An 11,632-nucleotide genomic window follows, 5' to 3' on the forward strand; every position below is an offset into this window, starting at 1 on the left:
AACAAAAACGATGATTATGTCTGATTATTATCGTTAATATAAAATGAGACCAAATAATGTTATGAAATCATTAAAAAAGGAACCCTGTTTTACCGTTGTAATAAAAGCGGCATAAAAAAAGCCTCATCCGGAGATGAGGCCTTTCCAAATAACCAAAATAACAAATAAAAAATTGTTTACAATCAATCAATTGGCTGATGCTTTTTCTTGTTGAATATCCAGAAGATAATCGGGAATACCAACAGTGTCAATATGGTTGCGGTTATCAGTCCGCCAATAATTACGATAGCAAGCGGTTTTTGTGACTCGGAACCGATTCCGGTTGAAATCGCTGCCGGTAACAATCCGATGGAAGCCATTAAAGCAGTCATTACTACCGGACGGGTTCTGATTTTTACAGCTTCAATAATGGCCTCATTGAGCGTGAGCTTTTCCTTGAGGTTCTTATGGAACTCGGATATCAGGATCACACCGTTCTGGATACAGATACCAAACAGGGCAATGAATCCGACACCTGCCGAAATCCCGAAGTTCATACCGGTTACGTGCAGTGCAATAATACCACCGATTACGGCAAACGGTACATTAGCCAGTACTAACAGGGAATCTTTGATGTTACCAAACATGATAAAGAGCAAGACGAATATCCCAACCAGACTGATCGGTACGACCTGGCTTAAACGTTGTGTCGCTCTTACCTGATTTTCAAATTCACCGGTCCATCCGAAGCTGTATCCGGAAGGAAGCTCTACTTTTTTATTGATAACCGATTGTGCTTCGGCAATAGTACTTCCTAAATCACGGTCACGTACAGAGAATTTAACGGCAATAAAACGTTTGGTGTTGTCGCGGTAAATAAAAGCCGGTCCGGTGATCTTTTTAATAGTGGCAATCTCTTTTAACGGGATTTTTACGCCGTCAATGGTCGGAACCTTTAATTGTGCCAGATCTTTTTCATCTTTTCGGTATTCTTTTGTATAACGGACACGAACATCAAATTTTTTCTCTCCTTCATATTTCTGGGTGGCTGTTTTTCCTCCAAAAGCCATTTCCAGTACTGCCTGTGCATCGGCAAGGGTAACACCATAAGCGGCCATTTTTTCCCTGTCCAGGATAACGCTTACTTCCGGTTGTCCGACGTTTCTTAATATACCCACGTCTTTAATACCGTCAATATTTCTGATCTGTGCCAATACTTTGGTGGCCAGTTCATCCAGTTTGTTCAGGTCGTCCCCGTAAATTTTTACGGCATTGGACGCTTTAAATCCGGCTACCGCTTCTGCCACGTTGTCAATTACAGGCTGCGAATAGTTATAGGTGATTCCCTGAATCTGTTTCAGTTTGGCATCCATCTGGTCTATGAGCTGTTCCTGCGATATGTGTCTTTTCCATTCTTTTTTCGGATAAAGGTCAACCTGGAACTGGGCGAATCCAAATCCGTTCGGGTCGGTTCCGTCGTTACTTCTTCCGGTTTGCGATAATACCTGTTCCACTTCCGGGAAGCTTCCCAGAATGGTCCGTATTTCGGCCGATATTTTATTACTTTCCGGAAGCGACGTACTGATAGGCATTTCGGCCGTTACCCATAAAGCTCCTTCATTAAGTTGCGGTAAAAATTCCGTTCCTAAAAACTTGGCCGATATAAAGGTTAAAATCATAAAGGCTATCGAAACGAACAGTGTTTTTTGTTTGTGCTTAAAGGTGAAGCGGAATCCTTTTTCTACGATTCTGTTCCAGAAGTTCACAAATGGGTTGTTCTTTTCTTTAACGTTCTTATTCAGTAATATATGGGACAATACCGGCACCAGCGTAAGCGTGAACAGCAAGGCTCCCAGTAAGGCAAAACCAAGGGTATAGGCTAACGGTGCAAACATTTTTCCTTCTACTTTCTGGAAAGAGAAAATAGGGATCAGGGCGGTAATGATGATCAGTTTGGAGAAGAAAATAGCTTTCCCCATTTCTGTACCGGTTTTTTTGATCACGCTACCAATAGCCAGCTTGTTGTAGGCTTTCATACCCTTTTTATGGGCGAGATGATCCAGCGTTACAAATATCCCTTCGACCATGACGACGGCTCCGTCAATAATGATACCGAAATCGACGGCTCCTAAGGACAGCAGGTTGGCACTCATGCCCTTTATTTTCAAGCACAGGAAGGCAAAAAGCAGCGACAGCGGTATGATGATGGCAACGGTTAAAGTCGTTCGCCAGTCGGCCATAAAAAGGAATACAATTACGGTTACGAAAATGATTCCTTCAAAAAGATTGTGCATCACGGTTGCTGTTGTGAAATTCATCAGGTCATCACGGTCGTAAAAAGTAACCATTTTGATGTCTTTCGGCAATACGTTATCGTTGATTTCGTTTACTTTTTCCTTGATTTTCGTCAGTACTTCTTTCGGATTTTCGCCTTTTCGCATCACGATAATTCCTTCCACAACATCGTTGTTTTTGTCAAGACCAACCTGTCCGACACGCGGATAGGAGCTTTCGGCCACATCGGCAAGGTTTTTTACCAATACGGGATTACCGCCGGCATCGGCCACAATAATGTTCTGGATGTCTTCAATGGAGCTTAACAACCCGACACCACGAACCACATAGGCCTGGCCGTTCTTCTCGATAACGTCACCACCTACGTTCAGGTTACTTTTGTTTACCGCATCAAATACTTCCAGCGGTGTAATGTTGTATTTAGACAAACGTCCCGGATCTACACTGATCTCATAGGTTTTTTCCTGTCCGCCAAAAGCAACCACATCGGCTACACCGGGAACGGCTCTTAACTGACGGTCTATTACCCAGTTCTGGTAGGTTAGCAGGTCGCGGGTGTCCCGGTCTTTACTTTTCAGCACATAGCGGAATACTTCCCCGGTTGGCCCGTAAGGCGGCTGTACGTCCGGATCCACACCATCGGGCAGGGAAACGGTACGCAGCTGGTTGTTTACCTGCTGGCGGGCAAAAAAGTCGTCGACATCATCTTCAAAGATAATTTTGATAACCGACAGACCAAACATTGTAATACTTCGCACACTCGTTTTTTTCTGAACAGAGTTCATCGAAATCTCGATAGGAGTCGTTACAAAACGTTCAATTTCTTCGGCGCTTCGGCCATTCCATTCGGTAACGATAATAATCTGGGTATTGGTTACGTCCGGGAAGGCTTCGATGGGCATGTTTTTAAAGGCTACAAATCCTGATATGACAAGAATTCCAACCCAAAAAAAGGTGAATGCTTTGTTCTTTAGGGAAAAAGCAATTATGTTTCTGATAAATTTATTCATGATTAATCATTTAAGGCGCCATAAACTAGCAATTGATTGTGTGTCATTACTTTTTCTCCTGCACTGATTCCGGAAGAAATATAGGCGGTATCTCCAACCTGGCGGAATACTTCAACCTGTCGGGTTTCGATATTGTTCCGGTCTTTATAAATGATTACAAAATTCTTACTCTTGTCAAATATCACAGCGGAAGCGGGAACAGAAAGCATTTCTTTGTCTTTTTCCACATAAGAGATCTTGATCGATGCTCTCATTTCCGGTTTCAGGACATAATCGGGATTGTTCAGTTTGATCAGCACTTTCATGGCTTTCGTATCCGGATCGATGATGTTGAAAATCTTGTCGACTTTTCCGCTGAATATTTTATCAGGGTAACTCAACGTGGATACGGCCGCATTTTCGCCCAGTTTGATCTCGTTGATCTCACTTTCGGTTACATTGGCGATAGCCCATACATCGTTGATTTCGGCGATGTCAAAAATATTATCGCTGCGGTCGTCGCGAAGCAGCATGTTTTCGTTGATGTTTTTCTGGATGATAAAACCACTCAACGGGGAACGCACTTCATAGATAGCACCCGATTTGATATTGTATATCTTATACGTTTCCTGGATGCGCTGCAACTGGGACTTGGCTTTGTCGTAATTGCTTTTGGCTTCAATAACATCTCTGTCGGAATTTAATTTTCCTTCAAATAGTTCCTGGGCTACTTTCAGGTTATTTTTGGACACAATCACATCGTTTTTAGCATCGTCCAGTTGTTTTTCAAAATCGGCTACTTCGGTACTTCTGATGGTTGCCAGCAGCTGGCCTTTGTTTACATAATCACCCAATTGTACATATACTTTTGCAACACTACCGCCCACAACCGGGAATACTTCAATGGTTTTGTTGTTATCGGTCGTGATTTTACCGTAATAATTCAACTCGTTTCGCAGCGGCTGTAAGGTTACCGGTGCCGTTTTGGTTGTTTGCAGCATTTTATTGCTTAGCACGAAGGTTTCTTTTATTTCTGCTTTTTTTTCTTTGTCCTGACAAGAAAGTAAAGCAAGCAGGGACAGGCAAGTTATAAATGTATATTTCATCTTAGAAAATAGTTGTATTGGTAATATGATTGATTTGTTCTCCGGATAGTATCAGTTGTTTTCTCATTTCGTTCAGCTGTAATGTGCTTTGGTTATAGCTTTCCATAAAATCGGTGAACTCTAATAATGAGATATTGCGTCGCTGAAAGTTTTTCAGAATGCCCTGGTAAACCAGATCAAGGTTCTGGTTGATGGTTTTGGACAGGGACGTATATTGTGTTTTTTGTTCTTTCCAGATAGAAAGCGCTCCGTTGACTTCATTTTTTAATTCTAAGGTTTTAAAGTCTTTGTTTGCTTTTACCTGGCCCAGTTGTGCTTCGGCTACTTTAATGTTTCCCTTGTTTCTGTTCCAAAGCGGAAGCGGGATGCCCAATGTAAAGTTCACCTCGTTTTTAAACGCACCACCCACCTGATCGTAGGCAAGTCCGGCAGTGATATCCGGTACGGAAAGGGATTTTTGCAGTTTTACGGCCAGTTCCTGACTTTCCACCTGTTTTAGGGAGCTCAGGTATTCCGGGTTTTTTTCTTTGGCGATATTGAATAATTCGCTTTCGTTATATTTTGGAGCGTTAAAGGTCAGGATCAGTTCATTTTCGTCGGCCGATGGTACAATTTCTTCATCTATTCCGGTCAGGATAACCAGGCTCTTTTTTTGCTCGGTTATTTCTTTCTGGATAGCGATACGGTCATTTTTAAGGTTTAACAGTAAGGACTGTAGTCTTACCACATCTTTTAACGGAATGTTTCCTTTGTCTGCCTGTACTTCATACGATTGCAGCAGGTCTTCGATTTGTTTGGTCTGCGATTCGATGCTGGCAATTTTTTTCAGGTCGAAGAAAACTGCATAGAAGCTTTGTCTTAATTCGTGCTTTAAATCCTGCATTAATTCTTCAAATTGCAGTTCGGCAAGGGCCACATTGGATTTGGCCAGTTTGATTTCATTTCTCTTTTTACCGCCAATGTGGATTAGCTGGTCTACAGCAATCGCTTTCTGCCCGTTTTTACCGGCATCAAAATATCTCTTTTCATCGGGGTTAATAGCATTAACGGCAAGGGAAAGATTGGGATGATCCCAGATTTTAGCCTGAATAACGGCAGCTCTGGAAGCGGTGATATTGTATTGTTCGGCCAGTAGCTGGTAGTTATTTTGCTGCATGGCATCTTCGCAGTCTTTTAGCGTAAGCGCTTTCTGCGAAAAAGTCAGCTGAAAAAATAGCAGTGTGCATATAAAAGGTAGTACTCTCATCTGTAAAAGAATTAAATTCTTTACAAAGATGCTATCACGTACCTTAAAACAGCCTTAAAGCCGACCTTAAAAAAAGCTTAAAAATGCATTTAAGGTGGTTTTTATGAAAGAATTAAGTAGGAAAAATAATTGTAAACTGATGAAATCCGGTTTGATCAATGTACGTATACGCCAGTTTTGCTTCGTGGAGATCCAGGATTCGCTTGGCAATGCGCAATCCCAGACCGGAACCCTGAATGGTCTGGTTTTTGGTTCCTCTTACGAATGAGTTGAAGATCTTTTTCTCTTCTTCCGGCGGCAGTTTTTCGCCTTTATTGCTGAGTTGTATCACCACAGTTCCGTCGTTGCTGTCTTCGATGGCAACGTTGATCTTTTTGTCGGAAGAGTAGAGGTAGGCATTTTTAAAAAGGTTGCCAAACACGATTTCCAGTAACGATTTGATGCCTCTGATTTCGAGGTCAGATTCGCTATTGCCGATTTCGAAATTCATCTGGAAATCGGTAAAGTTTTTTACCGTTTTTTCATATTCCTGGAAGATGATTTCATCAATACGTTCCTTCTGGAAACCGCTGCTAAAGCTGGAAGCGTTAATCTGAGCCAACAATAGCAAGGAGTTGATCAGGTCGGAAATCTGGCTGACGTCTTTGCTCATGCTATTGAGGTAATTGAGCGTGTTTTCGGAATGGCCGCCCTGCTGAATCAGGTTATCCAGTTGCAGCGTCAGCCGGCTTATGGGCGTTCGCAGCTCGTGTGAGGCATTGGAGGTAAACTCTTTTTGCGCCAGATAGGATTTTTCAATACGCAGCAGCATCTGGTTGAAGGCTTTGGACAGTACGTTAATTTCGTCTGCTTTTGAGGATTCAATGAGCTGGGTATTCAGTTTGTTAATGGAGATACTGGTAATGATCTTCTGGAAATTGTCCAGCGGTTCCAGTAGTTTCCGGATAAAGAAATAGGTTGTCAGCCAAACCAGAGTGGTTCCGATAAAGAAGGAAATGATCAGGATCTGGTATAAATATTCGAGCTTGCTGATTCCCGATTTGTCTTCGGCGGCAATGATGATGTAATAGTCGGTATTGTTGTAAATGTGGAAAACCCCGAGGACATCTTTTTCTTTTTCGAAAGAATATATTTTTTTGTGTTTCTTGATATTCTGTAAAAAATTGACGTCCCATTTCACGGAAGCATCGTCAATACTGCTGTAGATTAGTTTGTATCGGCTGTCGAAAATAAGCGTCTTTTCGTTATACAATTTATTGATTGTATTTTGATCTATCAGCTTCAAAATCTGATTGTCAATGTCTTTTACTTCAAGTAACAGTTTGGTTGTGGTAAGCGCCTTTTCTTCTAGGCGTTCCATGAATTCTTCTTTTCTGAAAGAAGAAAAAGAGATATAAATGAAAATAGCGGATATGCCGTAAATTACGGAGAAAGCAATACTTACGTTTACGGCTATTCGTCTTTTTAAAGTCATTATTCGTCTTTTAGGTAATATCCGAATCCGGGGCGGGTGTGAATCAGTTTGGTTTCATAATTCCGGTCAATTTTCTTTCTCAGGAAATTGATATACACTTCAATGGTATTCAGGTTGGTGTCAAAATGTGCATCCCAGATTTGCTCGGAAATACTTTGTTTGGAAAGTGTTCTGCCTTTTGCCCGTGCCAGTAATAATAATAGCTGGTATTCTTTCTGGGTGAGTTCGATAACGGTATTGGCGCGTTTTACGGTCATGGTAGACGGTGAGATTTCCAGGTCGTCTATAACGATCAGTTCTTCTTCATTTTGCGGGGTGCTGCTTCTGCGCAGTAACGCCAGTACCCGTATCAGCAGTTCTTCCAGGTGAAACGGTTTTACCAGATAATCGTCGGCTCCCAGCTGGAAGGCATCCACTTTATCGGTCAGATCACCATAGGCACTAATCATCAGAATAGGGGTGGTTTTGTCTGTTTCCCTGATTTTGGTACAAACATCCAATCCGTTCAGCTTTGGTACATTGATATCGAGTAAATAGATATTGTATTTATCGGTTTTTAGTTGTCTGAAAAAAACTTCTCCGTCAAAAACGCAGTCGCATTCGATGTCTTTTGATTTTAAAAAGTCATGAATTTCTTTAGAGAGTACTAAATCGTCTTCCAGCAGCAGGATTTTAATCATTCGATTGGTGGTTAAGGAATGGTAAAAGTAGGAAAGTTAAACGATTATCGGAAATATGTACTGCGGATTACTGCCGTATTTTTTTAAAAGATAACCGGATTATCGGTTAGGCTACCGGCTGACACAGGTTTACAATCATCTGATACAGCTGTTTGGGTTCGAAAGGTTTTATGATAATGCCGTTCATATCGGAAGCATATACCTGTTCGGATATTTCCTGTTTGTCGAAAGCTGTAAGCGCAATAACAGGAATCGTGATACCTTTTTCCCGGATGAGCCTGGTGGTTTCAAAACCGTTGATCATAGGCATGTTAATGTCCATTAATACGATATCGAAGGATTCTTTTTCGAGCAGTTCAATGGCATGGTAGCCGTTGTCGACAATAATACTTTCAAAATTGCTGTCGTCCAGTATTTTCTTGGTAACCAGCTGGTTGATTTTGTTGTCTTCCACCACCAGTATTTTATAGCTTTTCTGGTGTACAAAATCCACTTCCAGATCATTGGTATATTCTTTTATTTTGTCCTTATCGGATTCAAAACCAATGATAAAGGTCATTTTGGTTCCTACATTTTCTTCACTTTCAATGTGTATTTCACCATTAAAAAGCCCGATCAGCTGTTTAACGATAGGCAGTCCCAGACCGGTTCCCTGATAGTCGTCTTCTTTGCGTTCGATCTGTACGAATTTTTCAAAAACCTTTTCCTGGTCGGCTTCGGCAATTCCGATACCGTTGTCGATTACCTCAAATTGCAGGTAAACGAATGTACCTTCGGTCCGGAGCAGCTGTACGTTGATCTTTACCTGTCCGTTATGGGTGAATTTAAGCGCATTCCCAATCAGGTTCATAAAGATCTGCGACAAACGCACCCGGTCGCCGATTAACAGCTGCGGGATATCTTCGTCCACTTCAAGCGTCAGTTTGTTTTGATTTTTTTCGGCCAGGAACATCAGACTGTCCGTTACCTGGTGCAGGTCTTCAATAACATTAAAAGCCGTGTTGTCGAGGGTTATTTTCTTTTCATCAATTTTATAAACCTGTAAAATATCGTTCACTAAAGACAACAGGTATCTTGCCGAAAACTTCAACGATTTCAGATAGGAACTGTTGGACAATTCTTTGTGCTCGTCGGCAATGATATCGGTAATACCCACCACGCCGTAAAGCGGTGTTCGCAATTCGTGACTAATTGTCGAAATGAACTGGGATTTTAGCTGGGATACTTCTTCGGCCTGTTCTTTTGCTTTTTGAAGCTGTTTATTGGCCGTTTTCAGGTCGCGGTTGATCTTTTTACGGATCTCATTGTTCTTATATAAAGAGAACAGGAAGAGCAGTAAAAACAGTAATGTGATGATAAACAATACAACGATAATTCGCGATTGATGCAAGCTTCTTGCCTGTAATTGCTTTTCACTTTCAATCTGGCTGATCTGTCTTTTGTATTCATCCAGTTCAATCTGATTTCCGGCTTTTTCAACCTCACTGATCCGCTGATCGTTATAGATCTTGTTTTTGGTAGTGGTGTATTTGTCAAGATACAGGTAGGCATTTTTATAGTCCTTAATTTTAAAGTAGTATTGCGCAAAATCTTTGTAGAGCTCACAGGCATTGGTTTGCAGGAATTCGATCTTGTTTTTTTCGCAAAGCTCCAGGGCTTTCTGATAGAAAGCTTCTGCAGTTTTAAAATTGTTGGTATGCGTATAATAAGAACCTAAAAGAGAATTAAGGGAAATTTTAGCTTCCAGTTCATCACTTTCCATGACAATATTTTCAATGTCTTTCAGGTAGTAAATTCCTTTTTGAAAGTCTTTAATCTCAAAATAGGCACTGGCAATATTCAGCCGGGTATAAATAATTTCGTTGGTATCCTTTAATTTCTTAGAATAGAACAGTCCTTTTTTATAATGGTCAATCCCTTTTTCAAAATCAAGTTTATGGAAACAATAGGCGCTGCCCAGGTTGTTGTGCAGCCAGTCTTTAATGGTATCGTTTGTTGTCTGATTAGCATAGTGAAGCCCTTTTTCATAGTAGGTAATCGCCTTTTTAAAATCGGAAAACTCTTCATAGTTCAGTCCGATAATGTTATACGCTTTGGCAATAAGAGCTTTGTCGTTGATCTGGTAGGCCTGATTCAGTGCTTTTTTGGCGAGATTCAGCGATTCTTCACACTTCAGGTTGAGCATGTAATCACTGGAAGCAGTAATCATTTTAGAAATCTCTTTTTGGGTTATTTTTCCAGTCTGGCTGTATCCAAGCTGGGAAAATAACAAAACTAATAAAAGGGAAGTACTTAATGGCTTATTAGTCATTGATCAGTTAATAATACTATAATATAAATCTAACGAATTAGTATTATGTTAAAATTGTAATGGTTCACTATAACAATATTAGTACAAAAATACTATAAACAGCTTGTTTTAGGAATTAAATTGTTCTCATAATGTGAGAATTAGTGTTTTCTTATTTTTTTAAAGACTAAACTTGTTTTTTGTTAAAAAGTTCTTAAAAGCTACAGATTAAGTGTTATTATTTAAAAAAAATTAACAGTTTTATTTTGGCTAAAATAGTAAAATAAAGCGGAATAACATTAATTCATAAAGTCATCAAGCCAATAAAACAGCACTTTATAGACATTCTCCCTTACCGGTTTTGGAGAAAGAATCAAATCGTGCAGCCCGCCATCAATGGGCTTAAGGGTTACTAATCCTTTTATTTTTCGGGCACCCGATTCGATATCCTTAACGTTTAGAATTGCATCGCCGGTAAAAAGGACATCACTCCACTTTTTTTCGGTTATGGATTTTTTAGAAAACAGCACTAAAACAGGTTTGTCAATGGTCAGGCTGTCTTTTACTTTTTGATGACCGTAATGAATCGCCCTGATAAAACCATAATTGACTTCGGGAGCGATATGCGGTTTCCAGTTCAGGTTATAATCCCATTCGCCGTAGTCGTTTTTATGCAGACTTTTGCCATAGAGTTCTGTAAAACCGCCTTTGATGGTTTTATCCGGTTTTTTCAGCCCTTTTTTAGCAATATAGGGAATCCCTATTTTTTTAACAATGGCATTCATGTTGAAATCAAAAAACGGGCTGTTTAGGAACACAGCACTAAAAAGCGGACTGCCGTTATGTGAATCGGCATAAAGTGCGGCTACTAAGCCTCCGGTTGAATGACCGCTCAACAGTACTTTTTGATTCCCTTCTTTTTGAATGATCTGTAAAGCCGAATCAATATCGGCATAATATTCGGTCAGATCACGGACATTATTCAGTTTTTGATGGGGCAGGTGAGCGCGGCCGTATTTGCGCAGGTCAACAGCATAAAAATTATAGTTGTGCTGGGTAAATTCTTCCGCCATTTCCTTCTGGAAGAAATAATCGTTAAAACCGTGAATGTACAGTACCGCCCTGTTAGTGGTATGGACTGCCTTTTTACGGATCAGGGTTGTAATTACGCTGCCTTCGTAGTCGTCCGGCTGCCGGATAACGGTTTGCTCAAAACCGGCTCCCAGTATATCTTCTTTATAGTCCTGTGCTTTTATTGTCATGTGGGTTGTGATTAGGATCAAAAAAATGAAGCGAAACGATTTCATACAGCTGCCGTTTTGATTGTTCTTAAAGTTACAAAAAGTTTTAAAAAAGAACCCTATAATAACAGTGATTCGGCCTTGCAGGAGTCCTGCTTTATTTTTTCTTTAAAATCCGGACAAAGTGCAGCCGCAAAGCATTTTTGACGACCATTAAAATTTTGGATAAAAATAGCAGGTGCATTATTTTATCTATTAAAAACCGGAAATTCCACATAAATATTAACTAAAAAAATAATTTTTTGACATTAAGAAATCTCTTTTATTTTTAT

General features: G+C 40.4%; 7 protein-coding genes. All 7 read right to left on the reverse strand.

The annotated features are described in order from the left end of the window. Positions 1-182 precede the first annotated feature (182 nt). Positions 183-3,284: an efflux RND transporter permease subunit gene (locus BGO42_RS02340; RefSeq protein WP_177734495.1), complete on the reverse strand. Its 3,102-nt coding sequence runs from the start codon at positions 3,282-3,284 to the stop codon at positions 183-185. Positions 3,285-3,286: 2 nt separating this feature from the next. Beyond that, positions 3,287-4,369 (reverse strand): efflux RND transporter periplasmic adaptor subunit, encoded by a 1,083-nt coding sequence (locus BGO42_RS02345; RefSeq protein ID WP_177734494.1) that lies wholly within the window; start codon positions 4,367-4,369, stop codon positions 3,287-3,289. Between the two features lies 1 nt (position 4,370). Further along, positions 4,371-5,615 carry a TolC family protein gene (locus tag BGO42_RS02350; protein ID WP_177734493.1) on the reverse strand — a complete coding sequence of 415 codons (1,245 nt, stop codon included), beginning with the start codon at positions 5,613-5,615 and terminating at the stop codon, positions 4,371-4,373. Between the two features lie 112 nt (positions 5,616-5,727). After that, positions 5,728-7,089 carry a sensor histidine kinase gene (locus tag BGO42_RS02355; RefSeq protein WP_273245718.1) on the reverse strand — a complete coding sequence of 454 codons (1,362 nt, stop codon included), beginning with the start codon at positions 7,087-7,089 and terminating at the stop codon, positions 5,728-5,730. Continuing rightward, on the reverse strand, positions 7,089-7,769 hold the full coding sequence (locus BGO42_RS02360; protein WP_246296986.1) for a response regulator transcription factor: 681 nt from the start codon (positions 7,767-7,769) through the stop codon (positions 7,089-7,091). The genes BGO42_RS02355 and BGO42_RS02360 overlap by 1 nt, the downstream gene beginning before the upstream one ends. Positions 7,770-7,875: 106 nt before the next feature. Beyond that, complete coding sequence (locus BGO42_RS02365) at positions 7,876-10,080, reverse strand: tetratricopeptide repeat-containing hybrid sensor histidine kinase/response regulator (protein ID WP_177734491.1); 2,205 nt, start codon at positions 10,078-10,080, stop codon at positions 7,876-7,878. 278 nt (positions 10,081-10,358) lie between these two features. Beyond that, entirely contained in the window at positions 10,359-11,321 is a 963-nt protein-coding gene (locus BGO42_RS02370) for an alpha/beta hydrolase (protein ID WP_273245721.1), read from the reverse strand. Positions 11,322-11,632: the final 311 nt, after the last annotated feature.

Source organism: Flavobacterium sp. 40-81 (assembly GCF_001898245.1).
Classification (GTDB): Bacteria; Bacteroidota; Bacteroidia; order Flavobacteriales; family Flavobacteriaceae; genus Flavobacterium; species Flavobacterium inviolabile.

Bases quoted from the DNA above. Each gene is read 5' to 3' on its own strand.
- BGO42_RS02345 (WP_177734494.1), bottom strand. From the start codon at position 4,369: ATGAAATATACATTTATAACTTGCCTGTCCCTGCTTGCTTTACTTTCT.
- BGO42_RS02360 (WP_246296986.1), bottom strand. From the start codon at position 7,769: ATGATTAAAATCCTGCTGCTGGAAGACGATTTAGTACTCTCTAAAGAA.
- BGO42_RS02370 (WP_273245721.1), bottom strand. From the start codon at position 11,321: ATGACAATAAAAGCACAGGACTATAAAGAAGATATACTGGGAGCCGGT.
- BGO42_RS02365 (WP_177734491.1), bottom strand. From the start codon at position 10,080: ATGACTAATAAGCCATTAAGTACTTCCCTTTTATTAGTTTTGTTATTT.
- BGO42_RS02350 (WP_177734493.1), bottom strand. From the start codon at position 5,615: ATGAGAGTACTACCTTTTATATGCACACTGCTATTTTTTCAGCTGACT.
- BGO42_RS02355 (WP_273245718.1), bottom strand. From the start codon at position 7,089: ATGACTTTAAAAAGACGAATAGCCGTAAACGTAAGTATTGCTTTCTCC.
- BGO42_RS02340 (WP_177734495.1), bottom strand. From the start codon at position 3,284: ATGAATAAATTTATCAGAAACATAATTGCTTTTTCCCTAAAGAACAAA.